General features: G+C 67.3%; 19 protein-coding genes and 2 rRNA genes (1 of these 21 running past the window's edge). 15 read left to right on the top strand and 6 right to left on the bottom strand.

Going from position 1 to position 24,815, the window contains the following annotated elements; genetic code table 11:
- The 7 genes from VGN58_RS15720 to VGN58_RS15690 all read left to right on the top strand — a co-directional run.
- Nucleotides 1–2,737, top strand: a 23S ribosomal RNA gene (locus VGN58_RS15720) (it extends 142 nt beyond the left edge of the window).
- Nucleotides 2,738–2,863: 126 nt separating this feature from the next.
- Nucleotides 2,864–2,978 (top strand): 5S ribosomal RNA (gene rrf, locus VGN58_RS15715).
- Nucleotides 2,979–3,073: 95 nt separating this feature from the next.
- Complete coding sequence (locus VGN58_RS15710; RefSeq protein ID WP_327484116.1) at nucleotides 3,074–4,294, top strand: dipeptidase; 1,221 nt, start codon at nucleotides 3,074–3,076, stop codon at nucleotides 4,292–4,294.
- 72 nt (nucleotides 4,295–4,366) lie between these two features.
- Nucleotides 4,367–5,209 (top strand): metal-dependent hydrolase, encoded by an 843-nt coding sequence (locus VGN58_RS15705; RefSeq protein ID WP_327484115.1) that lies wholly within the window; start codon nucleotides 4,367–4,369, stop codon nucleotides 5,207–5,209.
- Between the two features lie 191 nt (nucleotides 5,210–5,400).
- Nucleotides 5,401–6,279 carry an RNA polymerase sigma factor RpoH gene (gene rpoH / locus VGN58_RS15700; protein ID WP_327484114.1) on the top strand — a complete coding sequence of 293 codons (879 nt, stop codon included), beginning with the start codon at nucleotides 5,401–5,403 and terminating at the stop codon, nucleotides 6,277–6,279.
- Nucleotides 6,280–6,412: 133 nt separating this feature from the next.
- Entirely contained in the window at nucleotides 6,413–7,837 is a 1,425-nt protein-coding gene (locus VGN58_RS15695) for a hypothetical protein (RefSeq protein ID WP_327484113.1), read from the top strand.
- 71 nt (nucleotides 7,838–7,908) lie between these two features.
- Complete coding sequence (locus tag VGN58_RS15690) at nucleotides 7,909–8,382, top strand: DUF1203 domain-containing protein (protein ID WP_327484112.1); 474 nt, start codon at nucleotides 7,909–7,911, stop codon at nucleotides 8,380–8,382.
- Here the strand turns inward: VGN58_RS15690 and VGN58_RS15685 are convergent.
- The 3 genes from VGN58_RS15685 to VGN58_RS15675 all read right to left on the bottom strand — a co-directional run bounded on the left by VGN58_RS15685 (nucleotide 8,355) and on the right by VGN58_RS15675 (nucleotide 13,209).
- Nucleotides 8,355–9,632 carry an NAD(P)/FAD-dependent oxidoreductase gene (locus VGN58_RS15685; protein WP_327484111.1) on the bottom strand — a complete coding sequence of 426 codons (1,278 nt, stop codon included), beginning with the start codon at nucleotides 9,630–9,632 and terminating at the stop codon, nucleotides 8,355–8,357. The two genes, VGN58_RS15690 and VGN58_RS15685, sit on opposite strands and share 28 nt — an antisense overlap.
- Nucleotides 9,633–9,703: 71 nt before the next feature.
- Complete coding sequence (locus VGN58_RS15680) at nucleotides 9,704–11,023, bottom strand: MFS transporter (RefSeq protein ID WP_327484110.1); 1,320 nt, start codon at nucleotides 11,021–11,023, stop codon at nucleotides 9,704–9,706.
- Complete coding sequence (locus VGN58_RS15675; RefSeq protein WP_327484109.1) at nucleotides 11,023–13,209, bottom strand: primosomal protein N'; 2,187 nt, start codon at nucleotides 13,207–13,209, stop codon at nucleotides 11,023–11,025. The genes VGN58_RS15680 and VGN58_RS15675 overlap by 1 nt, the downstream gene beginning before the upstream one ends.
- Before the next feature lie 445 nt (nucleotides 13,210–13,654).
- Between VGN58_RS15675 and VGN58_RS15670 the strand changes: the two genes are divergently transcribed.
- Both VGN58_RS15670 and VGN58_RS15665 read left to right on the top strand, forming a co-directional pair.
- Entirely contained in the window at nucleotides 13,655–14,629 is a 975-nt protein-coding gene (locus VGN58_RS15670) for a hypothetical protein (protein WP_327484108.1), read from the top strand.
- Nucleotides 14,616–15,206, top strand: coding sequence for a DUF3106 domain-containing protein (locus tag VGN58_RS15665; protein WP_327484107.1), 591 nt, complete (start codon nucleotides 14,616–14,618; stop codon nucleotides 15,204–15,206). Before VGN58_RS15670 ends, VGN58_RS15665 begins: the two co-directional genes overlap by 14 nt.
- A 598-nt stretch (nucleotides 15,207–15,804) precedes the next feature.
- Here VGN58_RS15665 and VGN58_RS15660 read toward each other — a convergent pair.
- Nucleotides 15,805–17,025, bottom strand: a complete 1,221-nt coding sequence (locus tag VGN58_RS15660; protein WP_327484106.1) for a DUF3667 domain-containing protein — start codon at nucleotides 17,023–17,025, stop codon at nucleotides 15,805–15,807.
- Between the two features lie 101 nt (nucleotides 17,026–17,126).
- On the opposite strand from VGN58_RS15660, the gene VGN58_RS15655 reads away from it, so the two are divergent.
- The 4 genes from VGN58_RS15655 to map all read left to right on the top strand — a co-directional run bounded on the left by VGN58_RS15655 (nucleotide 17,127) and on the right by map (nucleotide 22,608).
- Nucleotides 17,127–18,515, top strand: a complete 1,389-nt coding sequence (locus VGN58_RS15655; RefSeq protein ID WP_327484105.1) for an MATE family efflux transporter — start codon at nucleotides 17,127–17,129, stop codon at nucleotides 18,513–18,515.
- Between the two features lie 49 nt (nucleotides 18,516–18,564).
- The gene (sppA, locus tag VGN58_RS15650; RefSeq protein WP_327484104.1) at nucleotides 18,565–20,469 is read left to right on the top strand and encodes a signal peptide peptidase SppA; all 1,905 of its coding nucleotides are present in this window, start codon (nucleotides 18,565–18,567) and stop codon (nucleotides 20,467–20,469) included.
- A 1,153-nt stretch (nucleotides 20,470–21,622) separates the two neighbouring features.
- Nucleotides 21,623–21,835, top strand: a complete 213-nt coding sequence (locus tag VGN58_RS15645; protein ID WP_055937677.1) for a ParD-like family protein — start codon at nucleotides 21,623–21,625, stop codon at nucleotides 21,833–21,835.
- On the top strand, nucleotides 21,832–22,608 hold the full coding sequence (map, locus tag VGN58_RS15640) for a type I methionyl aminopeptidase (protein WP_327484103.1): 777 nt from the start codon (nucleotides 21,832–21,834) through the stop codon (nucleotides 22,606–22,608). The genes VGN58_RS15645 and map overlap by 4 nt, the downstream gene beginning before the upstream one ends.
- 85 nt (nucleotides 22,609–22,693) lie before the next feature.
- On the opposite strand, the gene VGN58_RS15635 is transcribed toward map, so the two are convergent.
- Nucleotides 22,694–22,822, bottom strand: coding sequence for a hypothetical protein (locus tag VGN58_RS15635; protein WP_327484102.1), 129 nt, complete (start codon nucleotides 22,820–22,822; stop codon nucleotides 22,694–22,696).
- 58 nt (nucleotides 22,823–22,880) lie between these two features.
- Between VGN58_RS15635 and VGN58_RS15630 the strand changes: the two genes are divergently transcribed.
- The gene (locus VGN58_RS15630; RefSeq protein WP_327484101.1) at nucleotides 22,881–23,657 is read left to right on the top strand and encodes an SDR family oxidoreductase; all 777 of its coding nucleotides are present in this window, start codon (nucleotides 22,881–22,883) and stop codon (nucleotides 23,655–23,657) included.
- 29 nt (nucleotides 23,658–23,686) lie between these two features.
- Complete coding sequence (locus tag VGN58_RS15625) at nucleotides 23,687–24,118, top strand: hypothetical protein (RefSeq protein ID WP_327484100.1); 432 nt, start codon at nucleotides 23,687–23,689, stop codon at nucleotides 24,116–24,118.
- On the opposite strand, the gene VGN58_RS15620 is transcribed toward VGN58_RS15625, so the two are convergent.
- Nucleotides 24,115–24,774 carry a hypothetical protein gene (locus VGN58_RS15620; protein WP_327484099.1) on the bottom strand — a complete coding sequence of 220 codons (660 nt, stop codon included), beginning with the start codon at nucleotides 24,772–24,774 and terminating at the stop codon, nucleotides 24,115–24,117. The two genes, VGN58_RS15625 and VGN58_RS15620, sit on opposite strands and share 4 nt — an antisense overlap.
- Between the last annotated feature and the right edge of the window lie 41 nt (nucleotides 24,775–24,815).

Here is a 24,815-nt window from a genome sequence, read left to right as displayed (position 1 = left end):
TATCCTGCAGTGAATACATAGCTGCTGGAAGCAAACCCGGTGAACTGAAATATCTAAGTAACCGGAGGAAAAGAAATCAACCGAGATTCCCTGAGTAGTGACGAGCGAACGGGGACCAGCCCTTAAGCTGGATTGGTTTTAGAAGAACAGTCTGGAAAGACTGGCCATAGACGGTGACAGCCCGGTATTCGAAAAGACCTTTTCAGTGAAGACGAGTAAGGCGGGGCACGAGAAACCCTGTCTGAACATGGGGGGACCATCCTCCAAGGCTAAATACTCCTGACCGACCGATAGTGAACCAGTACCGTGAGGGAAAGGCGAAAAGAACCCCGGAGAGGGGAGTGAAATAGATCCTGAAACCGTGTGCGTACAAGCAGTAGGAGCCCGCAAGGGTGACTGCGTACCTTTTGTATAATGGGTCAGCGACTTACTGTTCGTGGCAAGCTTAACCGTATAGGGGAGGCGAAGGGAAACCGAGTCTGATAAGGGCGCATAGTCGCGGGCAGTAGACCCGAAACCGGGTGATCTAGTCATGCCCAGGGTGAAGGTGCCGTAACAGGTACTGGAGGCCCGAACCCACTCCCGTTGCAAAGGTAGGGGATGAGGTGTGATTAGGAGTGAAAAGCTAATCGAACCCGGAGATAGCTGGTTCTCCTCGAAAGCTATTTAGGTAGCGCCTCGTATGAATCTTCTTGGGGGTAGAGCACTGTTATGGCTAGCGGGACATCGCGTCTTAGCAAACCATGGCAAACTCCGAATACCAAGACAGACTGTACGGGAGACACACGGCGGGTGCTAACGTCCGTCGTGAAAAGGGAAACAACCCAGACCCACAGCTAAGGTCCCAAATTTCGTGCTAAGTGGAAAACGATGTGGAAAGGCACAGACAGCCAGGAGGTTGGCTTAGAAGCAGCCACCCTTTAAAGAAAGCGTAATAGCTCACTGGTCGAGTCGGTCTGCGCGGAAGATTTAACGGGGCTAAGCACGAAACCGAAGCTTGGGGTGCATAACTTTGTTATGCGCGGTAGAGGAGCGTTCCGTAAGCCTGCGAAGGTGGCTTGAGAAGGCTGCTGGAGGTATCGGAAGTGCGAATGCTGACATGAGTAACGATAATGCGGGTGAAAAGCCCGCACGCCGAAAGCCCAAGGTTTCCTTGCGCAACGTTAATCGACGCAGGGTTAGTCGGTCCCTAAGGCGAGGGCGAAAGCCGTAGTCGATGGGAAGCAGGTTAATATTCCTGCACCTCGCGTGAGTGCGATGGAGGGACGGAGAAGGTTAGGTGTACCGGGCGTTGGTTGTCCCGGGGAAAGGCGGTAGGTTTGGATCTTTGGCAAATCCGGGATCCTTTAAGACCGAGCACCGAGACGAGTCCTTTTGGACGAAGTCACTGATACCACGCTTCCAGGAAAAGCTCCTAAGCTTCAGCTCACGCAGACCGTACCGTAAACCGACACAGGTGGGTAGGATGAGAATTCTCAGGCGCTTGAGAGAACTCGGGTGAAGGAACTAGGCAACATGGCACCGTAACTTCGGGAGAAGGTGCACCCCCTTTGGTGGCCCATGCGGGCTATAGCTGAGGGGGGTCGCAGAAACCAGGCCGCTGCGACTGTTTATCAAAAACACAGCACTCTGCAAACACGAAAGTGGACGTATAGGGTGTGACGCCTGCCCGGTGCTGGAAGGTTAATTGATGGGGTCAGCCGCAAGGCGAAGCTCTTGATCGAAGCCCCAGTAAACGGCGGCCGTAACTATAACGGTCCTAAGGTAGCGAAATTCCTTGTCGGGTAAGTTCCGACCTGCACGAATGGCGTAACGACAGCGGCGCTGTCTCCACCCGAGACTCAGTGAAATTGAAATCGCTGTGAAGATGCAGCGTTCCCGTGGCAAGACGGAAAGACCCCGTGAACCTTTACTATAGCTTTACATTGAACGTTGAGTTCGTCTGTGTAGGATAGGTGGGAGGCTATGAAACCGAGGCGCTAGCTTCGGTGGAGCCATCCTTGAAATACCACCCTGATGTGCTTGACGTTCTAACCTAGGTCCGTAATCCGGATCGGGGACCATGTATGGTGGGTAGTTTGACTGGGGCGGTCTCCTCCCAAAGAGTAACGGAGGAGCTCGAAGGTACGCTCAGCGCGGTCGGACATCGCGCACTGTGTGCAAAGGCATAAGCGTGCTTGACTGCGAGATCGACGGATCAAGCAGGTACGAAAGTAGGACTTAGTGATCCGGTGGTTCTGTATGGAAGGGCCATCGCTCAACGGATAAAAGGTACTCCGGGGATAACAGGCTGATACCGCCCAAGAGTTCATATCGACGGCGGTGTTTGGCACCTCGATGTCGGCTCATCACATCCTGGGGCTGTAGTCGGTCCCAAGGGTATGGCTGTTCGCCATTTAAAGTGGTACGCGAGCTGGGTTCAGAACGTCGTGAGACAGTTCGGTCCCTATCTGCCATGGGCGTTGGAGATTTGAGAGGGGCTGCTCCTAGTACGAGAGGACCGGAGTGGACGAACCTCTGGTGTTCCGGTTGTCACGCCAGTGGCATTGCCGGGTAGCTATGTTCGGAAGCGATAACCGCTGAAAGCATCTAAGCGGGAAGCGCGCCTCAAGATGAGATCTCCCGGGGCACAAGCCCCCTAAAGGAACCATCAAGACTAGGTGGTTGATAGGTCAGGTGTGTAAGTGGGGCAACCCATTGAGCTAACTGATACTAATGATCCGTGCGGCTTGACCATATAACCTCAAGTGGCCTTGGACTCGACGATATCGTCAGAGAAAATCCAATGCCCGCTACGTCACAAGACCCTATGAGAGATTGGCGCCTTAATCCGTTCCCTGGATGGCGACGCTCCAACCCTCTCCCTGGTGAAATTAGCGCTGTGGTCCCACCCGTTCCCATCCCGAACACGGAAGTGAAACGCAGCCGCGCCGATGGTAGTGTGGCTTAAGCCATGCAAGAGTAGGTCATCGCCAGGGGCTTTATCCCAAAACCCCCAGCCGTAAGGCTGGGGGTTTTTTCTTGTCTCGCTATCGCCAACAATCGGACTTCATCTCACCGACGGAGCGGATGCATGACGTGGTGGCGCGTAGCCTTGGCCAGCGCACTGGCGCTGAGCGGCATCGATGTAGTGGCCGCGGAAGGCGCGGCAGAGAACGCGCGCAGCGTGCATGAAAGCGCGATCGTGCTGGATACGCATCTGGACACGCCGGCCAATCTCCGCCGTCCGGGGTGGCGCATCGCCGACAACCACCGGCACGAGGGGGATCTCTCGCAAGTGGATCTGCCGCGCATGAAGGCGGGCGGACTGGACGGCGGATTCTGGGTGATCTACACGGCACAGGGGGGCCGCGACGACGCCGGGAGGCGCGCGGCGCGCGACCATGGACTGGATCGTCTGGTCAGCATCCATGAAATGCTGGCGGCGAACGCGGGAGAAATGGAACTCGCGCGGAGTGCCGATGACGCCGAGCGCATCGCACGCGCCGGCAAGCGCGTGTCCTTCATCAGCATGGAGAATGCCGCTCCGCTCGCAAGCGATCCCAGTCTGCTGACGGCCTACCATCGGCTGGGCCTGCGCATGCTGGGCATCACGCACGTGCGCAACAACGAGTTCGGCGATTCGTCCACCGATCCGGCTGGCGCGGAGTGGAACGGCTTGAGTCCGGCCGGGCGAGCGCTCGTCGAGGAGGCCAACAGGCTCGGGATCGTGTTGGATGCATCGCATGCGAGCGATGCGGTGTTCGATCAGATGCTTGAGGTGTCGCGGGCGCCCATCGTGCTCTCGCATACCAGTGCCGACGCGCTCTACGACCACCCAAGAAACATCGACGATGCCCGCCTGCGGAAGTTGGCCGCCAAGGGCGGGGTCATCCATGTCAACGCCTACGGCGGCTATCTGATCGATATTCCCAAGATCCCCGAGCGCGAAGCGGCCCTGGAAGCGCTTGGCAAGAAGTACGGTCCGGAAGGCCAGTTGTCCGTTGAACAGGCGCGCGGGTACCTGGCAGAGCGACGCGAGATCGAGGCGCTCTATCCCGCGAAGCGCGCGGCCTTCGACGACTACATGGCGCACCTGCTTCACATCCTGAAGGTGGTCGGGGCGGATCATGTCGGCATCGGCGCCGATTGGGACGGCGGTGGCGGCGTGGTGGGCATGGAAGACGTCAGCGCACTGCCGCGGATCACCGAAGCGTTGCTCGCCGCCGGCTACACGCCGCAGGAGATCCGCAAGATCTGGAGCGGCAACCTGTTGCGGGTGATCAGGGACGTCCAGGCGATCGCGAACGGCTGACGGCGTTCCGGGCGACCAGGTTCACGTGTGCAAGGAAAGACAACATTCCGACCCGAGCAGGCGAGAGAGATCATGGAAGAGTCCATCACGGCGCGGCGATTCACTGCACCGCTTTCCCTCGACATTCCGCGGCACTGGCTGCCGGGCAACGAAGTGGTCTCGTCGCTGCTCAACGCCTACACCATCCTGGTGCCGGCCAATGAAGCGTTCTATATCCGCACACTCAACGCGTGCATGCCCCGGTTGCGGGACGATGTTCTGCGCCAGCGCTGCCAAGCGTTCATCCGCCAGGAGGCGCAGCACGGCGTGGCGCACAAACGCTACTGGGGCAACCTGGACGCACAGGGCTACGCCTATCGCGGCATCGAGCGCGTGGTGGACCGTGGCATCTTCCGCGTCATGGACCGGGTAGCGCCGCTCTGGCTGCGGGTGTCGCTGGTGAGTTGTGTCGAGCACATCAACGCGTTCCTCGGGTTCGAGTTCCTGACGCAATCGATCCTCGCCCACGCCGACCCGCGTGTGCGCGATCTGATGGAATGGCATTTCGCCGAGGAAATCGAACATCGGGCGGTCGCGTTCGATCTGCTGCAAGCCATTTCCCCGCGCTATCCGGTGCGGCTGCTCGGAGCAGTAATGACCAGCCTGCTCTTCTATCTGCTGTGGGCCGGCCTGGCTGCGTCGCTGCTCGCTCAGGATCGCCTGGTGTGGCGGCGGGCCACGTGGCGACAACTGGCGCATCATCTAGGCGCCGGGCACGACATGGCCCGTCGAACCTTGGGGCACCTGGGCCAGTATCTCCGTGCCGGCTTCCATCCCTGCCATCTGTCAGGTGCGGATGTCCTGGCCGCGACCGTGCTGGCGCGGCAGGCGGCCACGGTCCCGCCGTCCATCGTGCCGGCGACGCCGAGAACCTGAACGAACACCTCTGCACGCGTGAGCCAGCAGGCTGGGACGCATCGCATCCCAGGAAGCGAGACTGTAAGTCATTGACTTTAAATCGAATCCTGCAGCGATCCAGCACGCCCCCGGCCGTTGCATCACTGGAACAATACGGAACTTCCGGCACGGTTAGCAGTCGAACCCCCCGACTGCTAACATCCCTGCCCATGAGCCAGATGACCCCCACTACCGCCTTGGTCTCCAACAACCTGCCGATTCCCAGCGCTCTGGGTTCGCTCGACGCCTACATCAGCGCCGTGCACCAGATCCCGGTGCTGACGGTGGAGGATGAGCGCGCGCTCGCCCATCGCTACCGCGAAGACGAGGATCTGGACGCTGCGCGCGAGCTGGTGCATTCGCACCTGCGTTTCGTCGTGCATGTCGCCCGCGGCTACAACGGCTACGGCCTGCCGTTGGGCGATCTGATCCAGGAGGGCAACATCGGCCTGATGAAGGCGGTGAAGCGCTTCGACCCCGACATGGGCGTGCGCCTGGTGAGTTTCGCGGTGCACTGGATCCGTGCGGAGATGCACGAGTTCATCCTGAAGAACTGGCGCATCGTGAAGGTGGCCACCACCAAGGCGCAGCGCAAGCTGTTCTTCAACCTGCGCAAGTCGAAGACGCGCCTGGGCTGGATGAACGCCGAGGAAGTCAGCGCCATCGCCAAGGACCTCAACGTGTCCGAACGCGAAGTGATGGAAATGGAATCCCGCCTCTCCGGGCGCGACATCGGTTTCGATGCACCGTCGGACGAGGACGAGGACCATGCGCCGCCGTCGCCGGCCAGCTATCTGGTCGCGCGCGACGAGGATCCCTCGCAGGCCTACGAGCGTGCGGACAGCGAGGACAACCAGCTCGAGCTGCTGCGCGAGGGCCTGGCCAATCTGGACGACCGATCGCGCGACATCATCAAGCGCCGCTGGCTGGATGGCGAAAGCAAGATCACGCTGCAGGAACTGGCCGACGAGTACGGCATTTCGGCAGAGCGAGTGCGCCAGGTCGAAGCCAATGCGCTGAAGAAGATGAAGGCGCTGTTCGCGGCCTGAGCTTCGCGCAGGCGACGCGATATCGAAGAGGCCCCGTCGGGGCCTCTTTTCTTTGGTGGCGTGGCGATCGGGGGATGTGATCCACTACGGCGCGATCCGCCGGCGGCGGCATGACAACCAGAAGGAGCAGGGCATGGGGTGGGGCAACGAGCGGCGGGCAGTGTTCGCCTGGATGATGGCGGCGACCTGCGGGCTGGCGTCGGCGGTCGGCATGGCGACACCGGCCATGGCCGAGGACGGCAATACCAAGTCGAGCGCCGCACCGGGCGGCGTGCGGTTCTCCATCGACCGCGAGGAATACGATGCGCAGGCACGCGCGGCGATGCAGGGCGATCCGGTGGTGGCCGCGCATATCGGCGCCATCCGCACGGTCGCACTCGATGACGCGGCCAGCATGGACGAGCCGGGTCCCGACGTGCTGGTATTCGACGTCGAAGGCTCGCGCGGCAAGGGGCGCGTCACGGCGCGCTTCATCACGGTCAGCCCGACCCAGGAGGCACTGGGGCCCGGCGAACTGGTCATGGCCGACGGTACCCGCCATGAGATCGAAGGGGATGCCGAGGCGCTGGCGGCCGAGGACGACCACCACGGGCACGACCATGACGCGGACACCGAGGGCGGCAACCTCTTCATCCGCCAGGCGCAGGAGGCCGCGCAGCGCTATCCGCTGATCCGCCAGCACCTCGGGCAGATCACGGCATTCGAGATCGATACCGACGCCACCGGTGCGGCGCCTGGCATGAACACCTTCGTGTTCGACGTGGTCGGCGACAAGGGCCGTGGGCGACTCGAGGCCGATTTCATCACCGTCAGTGCCGACACCGAACGCCTCGGCAAAGGCGTGCTGACGATGGCCGATGGCCGCCGGCTGACGTTCGAGGGCGAGCCGCGCGGCGAAGACGAGCCGGAAGACGGGCCCGGCGTCGCCGACCTCTTCGGCGGCGACAGCATATTCACCCCGCAGGCGCGCGCCGCAGTGCAACGCTATCCCCTGGTGCAGCAGCACATCGGCACGCTGCAGTCGTTCGAGATGGACCTACTCGGCACCGGCGAGGCCGAAGGCGTGGACGAGTTCGTGTTCAACCTGGTCGGCGACAAGGGCCGAGGCCGCATCCTGGCAGCCTTCATCACCGTCGATGCCGACACCGAACGCCTGGGCAAGGGCGTGCTGACGCTGGCGGACGGTCGCGAAATCGCGTTCGAAGGCGAGCCGCCGATGCCGGGCGAATCGGCTGCGTGGGATCGCGATGCGACAGATCGCGGCGAGGTGCCCGACACCTTCGCGCGCGAGGGCGGCATCTTCGTGCTGCAGGCCAATGCGGCCATGCAGGCGCATCCGGTCGTGCGGCGCCATATCGGCGATATCCGCGAAGCCGCCTTCGACCGCGATGCCTCTTGGGCGGCAGAGGGCGAGCGTTACGTCTTCGACCTGAAGGGCAGCAAGGGCGCTGGCCGACTTGAGGCCGAGTTCATCACCGTGGATGCCGACAGCGAGCGCATCGGTGACGGCGAGCTGGTCATGGCCGACGGCAAGCGCTATCCGCTGGCCGGGAACTGAGCAGCGCAGGATCCGGATAGCGCCGCCGGCAGAGCGGCGCGAGCATGGCGTCACGTCCCAGGAGTGATGCCATGTCGTTCGTGATCCGCGGGCTGTCGCCCGAACCGTTCCGTCCTTTGTTCGCCCTCGGCGATGCCGCGCTGGCGGCACGCAACATCCGCCGCGTGGTCGCGGACAGCGACCGCGGCTTCCCCTGCCGCGTCACGCTGCGTGACGCGCGCCAGGGCGAGACCCTGCTGCTGCTTCCCTATCTGCACCACGATGTCGCCGGCCCGTATCGCGGCAGCGGCCCGATCTTCGTCAGCGAAGCCGGCATGCAGGCGCCAGCGGTGGAGTTCCGTAATCTGCTGCCCCCGACGTTTCCGTATCGCCTGCTGTCGCTACGCGCCTACGATGCGGCGGGCACGATGCTCGACGCAGACGTGGTGGAGGGCATCGACGCAGTGCCGCATCTGCAACGCTTGCTCGACATGGCCGGCGCAGCCTTCCTGCACGTGCACAACGCACGCCGCGGCTGCTACGCCTGCCGCGTCGATCCGGCCTGATCGTCGTCCTTGCCCAGGATGATCCGCGCGCCACGCTGGTAGCTCCAGTAGGCCCAGCACCAGTTCAGCAGTACGACCAGGCGGTTGCGGAAGCCGATCAGGAAGAACACGTGCGCGGTCAGCCAGAACCACCACGCCAGCAGGCCGGAGAACTTCAGCCGGCCGAAATCCACCACCGCCGCCATGCGCCCGATGGTGGCGAGGTTGCCGTAGTCCCGGTAGCGGAACGCGCCGGGTGATGCGCGGCCCGACAGGCGTGCGCGCAGCACCTGCGCCACGTGGCGGCCCATCTGCTTGGCGGCGGGCGCCACGCCGGGCACCGGATGCCCGTCCGAGGTCACCGCGGCGAGATCGCCGGCGACGAAGATGTCGGGATGCCCCGGCACGCTGAGGTCGGCCTGCACCAGCACGCGCCCGGCGCGATCCAGCGGCGCGCCCAGCGAGCGCGCGAGCGGCGACGCGGCCACGCCGGCGGCCCAGACGACGGTCTTCGCCGGCACGAAGGTGTCGCCGAGACGGTAGCCGTCGTCGGTGATGTCGCTGACCGGCGTGCCGGTGACGACCTCCACGCCCAGCTTTTCCAGCTGGCGGCGCGCCTTGTCGGAGAGCACTTCGGGGAACGCGGCCAGGACGCGTGGTCCGGCTTCCACCAGGCGCACGCGCGCCTGTGCGGGGTCGATGTGGCGGAACTCGTTCTTCAGCGTATGCCGCGCGATCTCCGCCAGCGTGCCGGCCAGTTCCACGCCGGTCGGTCCGCCGCCGACGATGGCGAAACTGAGCCATGCGGCGCGCTTGCCGGGATCGGTCTCGGCTTCGGCGCGCTCGAACGCGAGCAGCAGGTGGCGTCGCAGCTGCAAGGCATCGTCGAGGGTCTTGAGCCCCGGTGCGTGCTTCGCCCATTCGTCATGGCCGAAGTAGGCGTGGGTGGCGCCGGTCGCCAGCAGCAGCGTGTCGAAGGCGAGCGTGGAGCCGTCGGTCAGCACGACCTGCCGGTCCTGCGGCGCGATCGACGCCACCTCGGCCAGGCGGACTTCCACGTTTTTCTGCCGGCGCAGGATGTGGCGCAGCGGCGCGGCGATGTCGGGCGCCGAGAGCCCGGCGGTGGCCACCTGGTACAGCAGCGGCTGGAACAGGTGGTGGTTGTGCCGATCGATCAGGGTGATGCGCACCGGCGCGGACGCGAGCGCGCGCGTGGCCCAGAGGCCGGCGAAGCCGCCGCCGATGATGACGAAGTGGTGCGCAGCCTGCATGCCGTCTCCCGCTGCCACGGACCGCGTGGCGGATCGTCGCGATTGTCGCATGCGGTCCGTGGAAGGCGTGGTCAGTGCGGGTCGCGGTCGATCAGTGACGTCCTGCGCGTATCCGGCATCCACAGGTAGACCAGCAGCGAGCAGGCGATGCAGGCGGTGACGTACCAGTAGAAGCCGGTTTCCATGCCGGCGCGCTTGAACCACAGCGCCACCATGTCGGCGGTGCCGCCGAAGGTGGCCACGGTAAGCGCGTACGGGAGCCCCACGCCCAGTGCGCGGATCTCGACGGGGAACAGTTCCGCCTTCACGACGGCGTTGATCGCGGTGTAGCCGCTGACGATCACCAGGGCGGCCATCACCAGCCAGAACGCCTGCGTGGCGCTCTGCACGTCCTGCAGCTGGCTGAGGATCGGCACGGTGAACAGCGTGCCGAGCACGCCGAACGCGATCAGGATGGGGCGCCGGCCGACGCGGTCCGACAGCGCGCCGACGACCGGCTGCAGCAGCATGTAGACGAACAGCGTGGATGCATTGATCAGGCTGGCCGTTTCCGCCGCCATGCCCGCGCTGTTGACGAGGAACTTGTGCACATAGGTCGTGTACGTATAGAACGCGAGCGTGCCGCCCATGGTCAGGCCGATCACGGAGAGCACGGCGCGCGGATGCTGCATCAGTGCGCGCAACGAGCCCTGTCGCTCCTGCTGGCCCGGCGCGTCCGTCGCTTCGCGGCGGGCGAAGGACTCGGTCTCCACCATGTTCCGGCGCAGCCACAGCGCCACCAGCGCCGCCACCGCACCGATCGCGAACGGAATGCGCCAGCCCCATTCGCGCAACTGCTCGTCGGTCAGGAACACGCGCTGCAGCGCGATCAGCACGCCCAGCGCGATCAGGTGGCCCATCACCAGGGTGACGTACTGGAAGCTGGACCAGAAGCCCCGATGTCCGCGCGTCGCCATTTCGCTGAGGTAGGTCGCGGACGTACCGTATTCGCCGCCGACCGACAGGCCCTGCAGCAGCCGCGCCAGCACCAGCAGGATCGGCGCGGCGACGCCGATGCTCGCGTAGCCGGGCGTGCAGGCGATGATCAGCGAGCCGCCGCACATCATCACCACCGACAGCATCAGCGCGCGTTTGCGCCCATGCCGGTCGGCGTAGCGGCCCAGCAGCCAGCCGCCGAGCGGACGCATCAGGAAGCCCACCGCGAAGATCGCCGCCGTCTTCAGCAACTGGCTGGTGCGGTCGCCACCGGGAAAGAACACCTCGGCGAAGTACAGCGAGAACGCCGCGTAGACGTACCAGTCGTACCACTCCACCAGGTTGCCGACCGAGCCGCTGAAGATGCTGCGCAGGCGCTGGGCGGGGGTCAGTGCGGTACGTGGGGTCTGCGTCATCAGTACAGGTCCATGGGGTCGACATCGAGCGACCAGCGCGTGCGGCGCGCTTCCGGCAGGGCGTGGATGTCCGGCAGGGCGAGGTCGAGCGTGCGATGCAGCGTGCGACGCTCGGGCGAGGACAGCAGCAGCTGCACGCGGTGAAGTCCGGCGCGGCGCGGCATCGGCGCCGGCAATGGTCCATGCATTTCCAGCGTCGCATCGTGCCGGCGGAGGGCCTGTTTCGCGGCCTGCAGGAACTGCTGCGCGGCGTCGACGTGCTGGGCCTCCGCGCGCAGCAGGGCCAGGTGCGCGAACGGCGGGAAGCCGGCCATGCGCCGCTGTTCCAGCTCCGCCTCGGCGAAGGCGTGGTAACCGCCGCTGATCAGCGTGTTCAACAGCGGGTGGTCGGGATGGTGCGTCTGCAGCCACACGTCGCCACGCTTGCCGGCGCGACCGGCGCGACCGGCCACCTGGATCAGCTGCTGTGCCAGCTTCTCGCCGGCGCGGAAATCGGTGGAGAACAGGCCTTCGTCCACGCCGACGACCGCCACGCGCGTGAGGTGCGGCAGGTCGTGGCCTTTCGCGAGTATCTGCGTGCCGACCAGAATGCCGGGCGCATCGCCCAGCTTCGCCAGCTGCTGCGCCAGTCCGTCGCGCTTCTGCGTGGTGCTGCGGTCCACGCGCAGTACCGGCACGTCGGTGAACTGCTCGGTCAGCAGCTCTTCCAGCCGCTCCGTGCCGATGCCCTGCGGCTGCAGTGCCAGTCCGCCACAGTCGGGGCAGGCGGGCGGCGATGCCTGGCGTGCGCCGCAATGGTGGCACTGCAGGCGCCGGCCGCCGGCGTGCACGGTCATGGCGCTGTCGCAGCGCTTGCAGTGCGCGCTCCAGCCGCAGTCGTGGCACAGCAGCACCGGCGCATAGCCGCGGCGGTTCTTGAACACCAGCACCTGACCACCGGCATCCAGCGCCTGGCGGATCGCCTGCAGCGTGTCGGCCAGCAGGCCGGCCTGCTGGGGGCGCTTGCGCATGTCGAGCACGCGCACGGCGGGTGGCTGCGCCTCGCCCGCACGGCGCGACAGGCGCAGGTGCGCGTAGCGGCCGCTGCGGGCGTTGTGCAGCGTCTCCAGCGACGGCGTGGCGCTGCCCAGCACCACCGGCACGTCGAGGGCCTTGCCGCGCACCAGCGCGAAGTCGCGCGCGTGGTAGCGGATGCCGTCCTGCTGCTTGTAGCTGCCGTCGTGCTCCTCGTCGACCACGATCAGGCCGGCCTCCGGCAGCGGCGTGAACACCGCCGAGCGCGTGCCGACGATGACGCGCGCCTCGCCGCGCAGACAGGCGGCCCACGTGCGGGCGCGCTCCCCATCGTTGAGGCCGGAGTGCAGCGCATGCACCGGCACGCCCAGCCGTTCGCGGAAACGAGCCAGCGTCTGCGGGGTCAGGCCGATCTCCGGCACCAGCACCAGCGCCTGCCGGCCGCGCCGCAGGCACTCGGCGATGGCGTGCAGGTACACCTCGGTCTTGCCGCTGCCGGTCACGCCGTCCAGCAGCAGCGCGCCGAAGCCCATCGTCGCCGCGATCGCGTCGGCCGCCGCCTGTTGTTCGTCGTTGAGGGCGGGACCGGCGCGTGGTGCAGGGGCGGGCAGGGTCGCGGCGGCGGGATGGCACTCGGCCAGTCCGCGCTTGCCCAGGCCGCGTGCGGTGGCGCGGCCGGCCTCCAGGTGCAGGTCCAGCACATCCTCGTCCAGCGCCCCGTGTTCGGCCAGCAGGTCGGCCAGGCGACGCGGCCGGCTGCCGGCGCGCAGGCGATCCCGCTGCAGCCGACCCGCCTCGGTCAGGCGCCAGTGCCAGGCATGGGTGTCCGGCACGGGTTCGCCCTGGCGCAGCAGGGTCGGCAGGGCGGTCGCCACCACCTCGCCCAGGGGCGCGTGCGTATAGCGCGCCAGCCAGTGCAGCGAGTCCAGCGGTTCGCCGAGCAGCAGCGGGTCGGTATCCAGCAGGGCATCCGCGGGGCGCAGTTCCAGCGCGGGGTCCGCCGGTGGGGCAACCCCGGCCACGAAGCCGGTCAGCGGCCGGTTGCCGAAGACCACGCTCACCCGCTTGCCGACGTCCCCGGGCGAGGCGGCATGGCCGGGCGGAGGCAGGTAGTCGAACAGCCGTGGCAACGGCACGGGCAGGGCGACTCGCAGGACGGCGACAGGCGACATTCCGTGCAGTGTATCGGCCTGCCCGGACGCGGGTCAGGTCTCACATAGTTGCGATGATGTCCTGTCAAAATCTTGACGAAAATCACGCAAGTGCCGATCCCTCAAGGAGATTCCGATTTATCCACACCTGCTGTGGATAAATCTGTGCATGGCGCGAATGCTTCACGGCGCGACGACGGTCCTGCAAGCCTCCGGGTCGGGTTGGCCAAAAAAGTGCCATCGCCACTTTATCCATACGAATCATTGAGTTAGGCGTGAAACCGAACTGAAACATCGACTTGCCGGCACCTGCCGTCCGTCCGCATGACGAATCGATGACCGCTGTGCACAACGTTTTTCGCGGAAACCCTTGTGCCACCGAAGAGAGCAGATTTCGGCGGCCTGTCAAGCGTCCGTACGGGGGCGCCGGGTCACTATGATCGGCCTGTCCGCAACCGGTTCCACGATGGCTCCTTCCGACTCCGCCGCTCCCCTCCCACCCGCCGCGCTGGCGGCGTTCCTGCGTGGCTGCGAGCGCCGTGGCGCGGTGTTCGCCGAACTGCAGTGCGGCGATGCCGAGCGCGGCGATGTCGCCCTGGCCGCCGCACTGCGGGCGTTCCGGGGCAAGGCCGCCACCCTGCCGATGGTGGACTGGCCGGCGCGCTTCTGGTCACTGCTGGTGGCCACCCCGCAATTGCGGGCCGACGGCCCGCAGGCGCGCTGGCCCGGCGCCTTTGCCGCCCTGGCCCGACCGGCGCCGGCCGACCGGGCCGCCCTGCTGCTGCGCCTGGCCGGTGGCCTGCAGGAGGCCGAGGCGGCCGGCGTGCTGGGCCTGGACAGTGGCGCCTACCGCGATGCCTTGGCCCGCGCCTGCCCGCGCGACACGCTGGGACATCCCGATGCCGCCGCCTGGCGGCTGCTGGCCGACGCCATCCAGCAGCACCTGCGCGAACTGCCGGCCGACCGGCTGGCGAAACTCGCCCGCCTGCGCGAAGAGGCCCTGGCCGGCGCGCGCATTGCCGCCGCCGTCGTGCCGCCGGCCACCGCGCCTTCCGTATCCCCGGCGCCGCGTCGCTGGCCGTGGATCCTGCTGGCCGCCGGGGTGCTGCTGGCGGCGGTCGCGGCCGGCCTGTGGTGGTGGCGGGGCGCGGGCCTGCCGTCGTCCACGATGCCCCAAGCCCTCCCCACGGACGAACCGGGCGTGTCCGTCCTGCCGCCGGATCCGGTGATCGCGTCCATCGAACTGCCACCGCCGGAAGCGCCCGCCGCACGGGCGCAGCCGGTGACCTCACCCGAGGCGCATCCCGATTTCCTGCTGCTTGTCGATGCCGAGGACGAAGCGTACGCACGCGAAGCGGATTTCCTGGCCTGGTATGTCGCCGGCGCCGGCGCCGCGTCCGCCCCGACGGCCGAAACAGGAGACGCCGATGCAGCGCGCTGACAGGCGACGGACACTGGTTGCGGTCGCCGGCATCGCATTGCTGGCGGGCATCGCATCATCCTCTGCGCAGGACGCCGCGCTCGCGGCCCGCTGGGCGGCGATGTCGCCCAGCGCGCAGGCCGCGTGGCAGCAGCGGCGCCTGGCCTGGGATGCCTTGCCCCGCGACGAACGGGCGGACCGCCGCGCGCGCTATGCCGCATGGCGCGCGCTGGACGAGGTGCAGCGGGCGCGCCTGCGCGCCGCCGCCAGCGACATCGCCGCCTTGCCGCCGGAGCACCAGGCCGCGTTGCGGACCCAGTTCCGCGTGCTGGACGGCATGCAGCGGCAGGGATGGCGGCTGGGGCCGGAGCTGGGCGCCGACTGGCCGCGCCTGCAACCGTTGTTCGCCTACGTGCCGCCCGGCGAACGCGACGGCCTGGTGTCGCTGCTGCGGCGCATGGATGCGGAACAGCGCGACGACCTCGCTGCGCTGGCGCAGCGCCTGCCACCGCAGGACCGCGACGCCTTCCGTCGAGACCTGCTCGCCGTGCCCGATGGCCAGCGCCGCGCGTGGCTGCGCCAGCAGCGCGACCGCTGACCGCGGAAGCACCGGAACGGCGAGGCGGATCGACCACGTCCCACGTAGCGTGCGCCATGCGCACGAAGCGGATGGGGTGATGGGTCATGAGGTCGTGCGCATGGCGCACGCTACGAGGCGCACATGGCCAAGCGATCGACTCCGTCCGTGGTGAGCCCGTCGAACCACGCTTTCCGCGCCAACTTGCACGCACGGCAGTCGGATGATCCATCGCCAAGAGCATGGTTCGACAGGCTCACCACGAACGGCATTCAAGGCGCGGTGCTCCCGGGGCGGCGCGGCCCATCAAATCGCCACGGACTCTTAAGGCCTTCGCCGTAGCGTGCGCTGCGCGCACGACCTCATGACCCACCACCGCGCGATTCCCTCGTGCGCATGGCGCACGCTACGACGCGCGCATGGTTCGACAGGCTCACCACGAACGGCATTCAGGGCGCGGTGCTCCCGCGGCGGCGCGGACCATCGAACGGGTACCTCAAGGCGTTCGCCGTAGCGTGCGCTGCGCGCACGACCTGATGACCCCACCACCGCGCGATTCCTCGCGTGCGCATGGCGCACGTCACGAAGGCGCGCGTGTCTTGTCAGGGTCAGCGCGCCGCTATGCGTTCACCAGGCTGGTCAGCGACAGCAGGACCATGGCGGTGACGACCAGGAAGAAGTACATCATGCCCAGTGCCAGGTACTTCAGCAGTGTGACCACCGGGTGCTGGCGATAGACGCGCTGCTGCATCCAGAACAGGTACACCGGCATCCAGCACATGATCAGCAGTTCGGCCAACCACACCGGTGCGCGCGCCAGCGTCGCCTGTTCCGGCAGCAGGCCGTCGACGAAGGACAGGGCGAAGAACGCCAGCACGCACAGGCACAGGTAGGCGTGGCTGTAGAGCGCCACCACCAGGTGTTCCAGATACACGCGGCCGGTGCCGAGGTAGGCCAGCTTCAGCAGCAGCGCGAACACCGGCACCAGCACGAACAGCGCCGACGGCACGGCGCCCATCAGTGCGTTCTTGAACAGCTCCGGGTCCTTCTGCAGGCGCGGGATGTTGTCCTGTGCCCGCGCGATCTTCTTGTTCAACCAGCGGTTGCCGAAGTCGGGCAGCCACCCCACCCGGATCGGGTTGTCGGTCGGATGCCAGGGTTTGCCGTTCTGCGAGAACAGCGAGCCGGTGGAGTCCGGCATCGGCCCGTTCTCCGGGATCCGGTCGGGTTCGGCCAGCGCCGGGTGGTCGGGCTGCAGCTCGGCGATGCGCGCGCGTGCCCGCGCCTGGGTGCTGCGGATGTTGTTCTCCACCTGTTCGCGCGCGAACGCCAGGGGCGGCGGCAGGGCGGCGCGGGCGGCCAGCAGCCCGTCGATGGTGCGGTCGCGCAGGCGGATGACGTCATCCACCGCGGTCAGGGCGCCGAAATCCACGCCCTCGTCTCCGGCGCCGGTCACCTGGACGGTCGTGTTGCCGCCCTTGCCGTCGGCAACGGCAGGCGGGCTGAACGGGTCGCCGCTGCCGGTGGCGAACTTGCCCACGAAGAACGTCAGCACACTCAGGATCACGAACAACCGCAGCGGCGCCACGTACGGCGCACGGTGGCCGGCGAGGTAGGCGTTGGCCAGTTTCCCGGGCGAGAGCAGCGTGCGCAGGGTGCGGAAGATGCGGCCGTCCAGGTGCCAGAACGACTCGAACACCTCTTCCACCGCATGGCCGAAGCTGCGCAGCGGGTTGTGCGCGTTCTGTCCGCACACATGGCAGAACCCGCCCTGCAGCGGCGTCCTGCAGTTGTCGCACGCGCTGGCGTGCACGGCGTCGGCATCGTGCGATGGGGTCATGGGGCGTTCGGGTGGCGCGGCGGGCGAGCAGGTAAGATACCGGCCTCCCGTGACCCGGTGCCAGCGCGAAACCGCGCGACCGTAGTCCGGCGGTCGATTCCATGTCCCTCTCTCCCTCCCCGACCCCGCGCTTCGGCCAGGAAGTGCGCTCGACGGCGACGCTCGCCCTGCCGCTGGTGCTGGGCCATGTGTCCACCGGCCTGATCGGCTTCGTCGACAACGTCATCGCCGGCCACCACGCCACCGCCACGCTGGCGGCGGTGACCGTCGGCACCGCGCTGCTGTGGCTGCCGATGATGGTGCCGATCGGCACGCTGATCTCGCTCACCGCGTCGGTGTCGCAGCTCGATGGCGCCAACCGGCGCAGCGAGATCGCGCCGCTGTTCCGGCAGGCGCTGTGGCTGTCGCTGGGCCTGGGCCTGCTGATGTTCGCCTTCCTCAGCGTGGCGCCGTACGCGCTGGCCGCGTTCGGCATCGCGCCCGACATCATTCCCGGCGCGACGGCCTTCCTGCACGGCATCCGCTGGGGCGTGCCGGCGCTGACGTTCTACTTCTGCATGCGCTACCTCAGCGAAGGCACGCACTGGACGCTGCCGACCATGATCCTCGGCTTCGGCGGGCTGTTCGTGCTGGCTCCGGTGGGTTACGTGCTGGCGTTCGGCAAGTTCGGCTTCCCGGAGATGGGCGCGGGCGGTCTGGGCATCGCGTCGGCGCTGACCATGTGGCTGCAGGCCATCGCGTTCGCGATCTACCTGACGCGCGCGCGCCGCTTCGCCGACCTGCAGCTGTTCGCGCAGTTCGATCCGCCGCGCGCGGCGCCGATCCTGCAGCTGCTGCGCACCGGGCTGCCGATCGGCATCACCGTGCTGATGGAAGGCAGCCTCTTCATCGTCACCGCGCTGCTGATCGCGCGCCTGGGCGCCACGCCGGCGGCGGCGCACCAGATCGCCATCAACGTGTCGGCGCTGTGCTTCATGATCCCGATGGGTGTGGCCGAGGCCACCACCGTGCGCGTGGGCCATGCGGTGGGCGCGGGCAATGCGCTGGGCATCCGCCGCGCCGCGCATGCGGGCTACGTGATCGTGCTGGCCACGCAGGCGGTGTCGGCGCTGTTCCTGCTGCTGGGCCACGACCTGGTGGTGTCGCTGTATACCGACGACCTGGCGGTGGCCGCGCTGGCCGGCACGCTGCTGCTGTTCGCCGCCGCGTTCCAGTTCCCCGACGGCATCCAGGTGCTCTCGGCCGGTGCGCTGCGCGGGCTGAAGGACACCCGCGTGCCCATGTGGCTGGCGGTGGTCTCGTACTGGGGCCTGGGCATGCCGCTGGGCGCCGGCCTGGGCCTGGGGCTCGGTTGGGGCCCGCAGGGCATGTGGCTGGGGCTGATCGTCGGCCTGACCGCCGCCGCCGTGTTGCTGGGCGGGCGGTTCGAGCGCAGCAGCCGGCGCTGGCAGGCCTCACCGACGTCGGTGACGGTGACCAACGGGGCATGAAACCCTCACACCCGCACGCTACAGTGGTGCCAGTTTTCCGGAGTTTTCCATGAGCCAAGTCGCCCCCGCCCCCCGCCGCAATCCGGTCGTCGCCTTCTTCGTCGGCCTGTGGGACGTGATGAACTTCACCCGCAAGCTGGTCCTCAACCTGATCTTCTTCGGGCTGCTGTTCCTCCTCTTCATCGTCTTCGTCATCGCCGCCGGCAGTGGCGGGGTGAAGCCGCTGATGGAGCGCACGACCTTCGTGCTGGCGCCGGAAGGCCGCCTGGTCGAGCAGTTCACCGCCGATCCGGCCACGCGCGCGCTGGCCAAGGCCTTCGGCGACAAGAGTGCCGAGGAAGTGCAGCTGCGCGACCTGCTGCGCGCGATCGAGGCGGCGCAGAAGGACGAGAAGATCGAACGCATGCTGCTGCGCGTGGACCAGCTGCAGCCCACCGGCTACGCCTCGCTGCGCGAAGTCGCCGCTGCGCTGGCCAGGTTCCGCGCCTCCGGCAAGCAGATCGTGGCCTTCGGCGAGAACCTCAGCCAGACCCAGTACCTGCTGGCCGCACAGGCCGACGAGGTCTATCTCGACCCGATGGGCAGCCTGATGCTCGAGGGCCTGGGCCGTTACCGGCAGTACTACCGCGAAGGCCTGCAGGACAAGCTCGGCGTGGACGTGCACCTGTTCAAGGTGGGCGAGTACAAGTCCGCCGCCGAACCGTACGTGCTGGACGCCGCGTCGAAGGAAGCCAAGGAAGCCGACCTGTACTGGATGAACGATGTGTGGCAGCGCCTGCTGGCCGACATCGCCAAGGTCCGCAAGACCACGCCGGAAGCGCTGGCCGCCGGCATCGACACGCTGCCCGAAGGCATCGCGGCCGCCGGTGGCGACCTGGCCAAGTACGCGCTGCAGCAGAAGCTGGTCGACGGCCTGAAGACGCAGGAAGAAGTGGAGGACCTGCTGATCGAGCGCGGCGTGGCCGACGAGGATTCGGACACCGGCTTCCGCGCCATCGGCCTGACCGGCTACCTGACCCAGCTCGACGCCAAGATCAATCCGCTCGACAAGCGTCCGCAGGTCGCGGTGGTGGTGGCCGAAGGCGAGATCACCGACGGCGACCAGCCGGCCGGCCGCGTCGGTGGCTTGTCCACCTCGGCGCTGCTGCGCGAGGCGCGCGACGACGACGACGTGAAGGCCGTGGTGCTGCGCGTGGATTCGCCCGGCGGCGGCGTGTACGCCTCCGAGCAGATCCGCCGCGAAGTGGCCGCGCTGAAGAAGGCCGGCAAGCCGGTGGTCGTCTCGATGGGCGACCTGGCCGCGTCCGGCGGCTACTGGATCAGCATGAATGCCGACCGCATCTACGCCGACCCGTCCACCATCACCGGCTCGATCGGCATCTTCGGCCTGATCCCCACCGTGCCGCGCACGCTGGAGAAGATCGGCGTGCGCACCGACGGCGTGGGCACCACCCGCTTCGCCGGCGCGTTCGACATCAGCCGTCCGCTGGACCCGGCCGTCGGCCAGGTGATCCAGTCGGTCATCGACAAGGGCTATGCCGACTTCACCGGCAAGGTCGCCGAAGCGCGCAAGAAGCCGGTCGACGAGATCGACGCCGTCGCCCGCGGCCGCGTGTGGAGCGGGGCGCAGGCGAAGGAGCGCGGCCTGGTCGACGAACTGGCCGGCTTCGACGCCGCCATCGCCGACGCGGCCAAGCGCGCCAAGCTGGGCGAGGCCGGCAAGTACCGCGTGCGCTACATCGAGAAGATGTCCTCGCCGTTCTCGCAGTTCATGGGCGGGTTCGCCGGCAGCCGGATCGGCAGCGCCTGGCTGAAGGACTCCGATTTCGCCCGCGCGCTGCTGGCGCGCAGCCTGCCGGAGATGGACGCACAGCTGCGCTTCGTCGACGAGGCGGTGAACGACCGCCATGGCGCCCCGGTGAAGAGCCTGGCGTACTGCTTCTGCGGGTTCTGAGTCCGCGATCGCCTGATCGTTCGATCCAACACGAAGCCCGGCGAGTCCGGGCTTTTTGTTGTGTCGGGGTGCCTGGCGTTCGATCTGTCCCGGCGCGGAGACATCACCGGCCACGTCACGTCCCGGTGGCGCGTCGCAGATGCGTTCTGCCCATGGATGGCTCCCGGTCACCATTGCCGCGCACCCGGCCGCCACACGCGCTCCCCGCTGCGCAGGGAGTGAGGACGACACCTGCGCCGTCGGAAGCGTCAGCGGCTCACACGGTCGCCACGATGGACCCGTGATCCGGTGCGGCGGCAGATCCCTTCTCCCCGCGAGGCGGGGAGAAGGTGCCCGGAGGGCGGATGAGGGGCGAGCGCGATGCGCTGAGTGCTCCAAGGAACAGGCAAGCGGATTCTTCGACGGCGCCCCTCGCGTCGCATGTCACGCGCAGGACGCAACGCGCGTCGGTCGGCAGTCAGGTCGTCGCATCCCGTACCCAACGTGCCGCGTTCCGAACGCGGAGCGTCGGGTTCGCAACGCCACGTACCGAGCACCCGAACTGACGTGTCGGGCAGAAGACCCGGTGTATCGCGTTCGACATGCCGCGCACCGAGTTGACGACGCCGCACACCACGTCCACGACACCGTACGCCGTGTTCGGAACTCGGAACGTCATGTCCTGAACCTCGTACACCGAGTTCGGAACCCGGAGCGTGATCTTTCGAGCTTCGTCCGCGGAGTTCATAACCCGGAACACCACCTTCCGAGCCTCGGACATCGAGTTCATAACCTGGAGCGCCGTCTTCCAAATCCGACGTGCGGGGTTTGCTACCCGATGCGTCGAGTGGAAAGTCCGGTGCATCGGGTCGCCAACACGGCATACCGCGTTCCCGGCGCGGCCTGCCGGGCGGCAACCCCGACGCATCAGGCTCGAGACACGACGCACCCGCCGCGCCGCCCGCCGCGTGGTCGGCCGGAGGGCCTGTGACCTACTCGAAGGTCCGGGCACTGACCCGCGGACCCGGTACGCGACGACGGCGCCCCCATCGTCCGGATCGGGACCCCCGGGCTTCGGCCGTTCCAGGCCAGGCGTGCGGCGCGGACGCGGGCCGCTGGAGCGGAATACACGAATCATATATGATCCATATATTCGCTTCCCCCGGAGAACCCCATGGGCATCGTCAACATCGACGACGCGCTGCACGACCAGCTGCGTCGCGCCTGCACCGTCAGTCACCGCTCGATCAACGCGCAGGCCAACTTCTGGATCAAGGTCGGCATGCTGTGCGAGATGCACCCGGAGCTCAGCTTCCAGGACATCGTGGCCAACGAACTGCGCGCGGCCGGGGTGCAACCGGCACCGCTGCGCGCCGGCCACACGTGATCAAGACCGCCGACGAACTGGCGCGCATGGCCGAGGCCGGCGCGCTGCTGGCGTCCGTGTTCGACCGGCTCGGCCGGCTGACGCTGGAAGGCATGAGCACGATGGCGATCAACGATGCCGTCGAGCGCATGATCGTGGACGACCTGCAGGCGCGGCCGGCCAGCAAGGGGCAGTACGGCTTCCCGTATGTCCTCAACGCCTCCATCGATGACGTGGTCTGCCACGGCATGCCCTCGCAGCACGACGTGCTGCGCAGCGGGCAGATCGTCAACCTCGACATCACGCTCGAGAAGAACGGCTACATCGCCGATTCCAGCACCACCTACCTGGTGGGCGAGGTGGCGTATCCGGCGCGACGGCTGGTGGCGGCCACCTACCACGCCATGTGGAAGGGCATCGCCGCCGTGCGTCCCGGCGCGCGCCTGGGCGACATCGGCCACGCCATCGCCCAGTACGCGCGCCAACAGGGCTACAGCGTGGTCAAGGAGTACGGTGGCCACGGCATCGGCCGCGAGATGCACGAAGCCCCGCACGTGCATCACTACGGCAGGCCCGGCACCGGTATGGAACTGGAGGAAGGCATGGTGTTCACCATCGAACCGATGTTGAACCAGGGCCGCGCCGCGATCCGCTCGCAACCGGACCAGTGGCCGGTGCATACGCGCGACGGCAAGCTGTCGGCGCAGTTCGAGCATACCGTCGCGGTGACGCGCACCGGTGCGCGCGTGCTGACGCTGCGCAAGGGCGAGACGCCGCCGCGCGACGTCCGCTGAAAGCCTGATTCCGCTCCCTCCCTGTGGAGGAGCGGACAAGACACCGCATCGCGCGCGTCGCCGATGCACTGCGCCGGCGTGCCGCTCAGGCCGAGATGCTGTCCGTATCCGCCTGCGGTTCCGGCGGTTCGTCGGTCGGTGGGGGTTCGGGCGCGCGGCAGGCGGCGCAGGCCAGCAGCACGGCGGCGAGCAGGGTGAGGCGGATCCGGGTCATGGCGACGGTCCTCCTGTGGCGTGGCGCTATGCTACGCCCATCGACGAAGGAGGCGCATGTGGCGGCGAACCGGTGGCGGCTGGACGGACAACGGGCACTGGTGACCGGCGCCAGCGCGGGCATCGGCCTGGCGATCGCGCGCGAACTGCTGGGGCTGGGCGCGGACGTGCTGATGGTGGCGCGCGACGTGGATGCGCTGCACGATGCGCGCGCCGACCTGGGCGATGAGTTTCCCGAGCGCGAGATCGGCACGCTGGCCGCCGATGTCGCCGACGACGAGGACCGTCGCGCCATCCTCGACTGGGTGGAAGACCATGGCGACGGCCTCAACATCCTGGTCAACAACGCCGGCGGCAACGTCACCCGCGCCGCGGTGGACTACACCGAGGACGAGTGGCGCGGCATCTTCGAGACCAACCTGTTCTCCGCGTTCGAGCTGTCGCGCTATGCGCATCCGCTGCTCGCGCAGCATGCGGCCTCCTGCATCGTCAACGTCGGCAGCGTGTCCGGCATCACCGCCGTGCGCAGCGGTGCGCCCTACGGCATGACCAAGGCCGCGTTGCATCAGCTCACCCGCAACCTGGCCGCCGAATGGGCCGAGGACGGCGTACGCGTGAACGCGGTGGCGCCGTGGTACATCCGCACGCGCCGCACCTCCGGCCCGCTGTCGGACCCGGACTACTACGACGAAGTGATCGACCGTACCCCGATGCGCCGCATCGGCGAGCCGGAGGAAGTCGCCGGCGCCGTCGCCTTCCTGTGCCTGCCTGCGGCCAGCTATGTCACCGGCGAGTGCATCGCGGTGGATGGCGGGTTCTTGCGGTACGGATTCTGACGTCCGTGCCGCACGCGGTAATGCGTGGCGTGGCACTGGCGGTGCTTGTGGTCACCACCGTGGCGTGCGCCTCAACGTCGACGTCACTGTCGCCGGATGCCTATCGGTTGGAGATTCGCGACAACCCTGCGGCACGTCGGTTTGACGTGGTACTGTATTCGCACCACGGCCGCGCGCTGTGTGTAGGCCGCGACAGCTGGCCGACCTCCACGGGTACGCTGTTCGTCGAGAACGCAGACGTCTATCTGCAGACCTCGGCCGGTCCTCGTCCGATAAAAAGCCCGTTCGTCAGCGTCTACTGTCCCGGAGGGTGCGGAGAACAGACGATCAAGCCAGGAGAGGCGCTGACGGGTTTCTTCGCCTACTCCGCGTTCGGCGATGCGGATGAGATCGCGGCGGATGCCAGTCGCCGGCTGCATTACGCGCTTGCGCCGCATGCCTGCCGTCGACTCCACCGCTAAGGCATCCGAGCCGCCTCCTCCGGCGCACTGAACACCACACGCCCCTCGGCATCCAGTACTTCGATGCGTGCGTCGCCGGTGCGGTCCACACGCAGGCGGATGCGGTCCTTGCCGCTGGCGTCGGCCAGCAGGATTTCGGCGTCGTCGTGCTGGTTCTGCACGGCGATGCGGCGCGTGGCCTGCTTGGCTGCGTCCAGTACCTTCACGTGCGACGGCACGGCCTGGTTGATCTGCAGGCCGCTGCTGATCGGTTCGCCGTCGGCGCCGATGCGCGTCATCAGGCCGATCGCATCCATGTTGGGATTGTCGAAGGCGAGCGCCGAGACCTTGCCGGCCTCCACGTCGGTCAACGCCAGTCCGCCCACTTCGTTGCCCTTGCGGTCGTAGAACACCAGCCCGGCCGGGGTGACGGCGCGCTTGAAGGTTTCGCCGTTCAACATCGGCGGCGGAAAGCGCTGCTGGTTGGCCAGCACCACGCGCGTGGCGCCATCGGCATCCACGATGTCCAGCCGCTCGACCGACAACCGTTCGAAGTGCGGGTCCGGCGCCTTGAACGCCGTCAGCAGCACGGCGATGAAGGCCAGCGTCAGTGCGCCGGCGTAGAGGCGCAGCAGGCGCATTTCGCGCAGCAGGCGGTGCGTCGGATCGTGCGGCATCGGAGGTCCTGGTGGTGGAAATGTCCGATTCTAGCGACGCG

This window comes from Pseudoxanthomonas sp. (genome assembly GCF_035999195.1).
Taxonomy (GTDB): domain Bacteria; phylum Pseudomonadota; class Gammaproteobacteria; order Xanthomonadales; family Xanthomonadaceae; genus Pseudoxanthomonas_A.
This window is presented reverse-complemented; position numbering and strand designations above follow the sequence as displayed.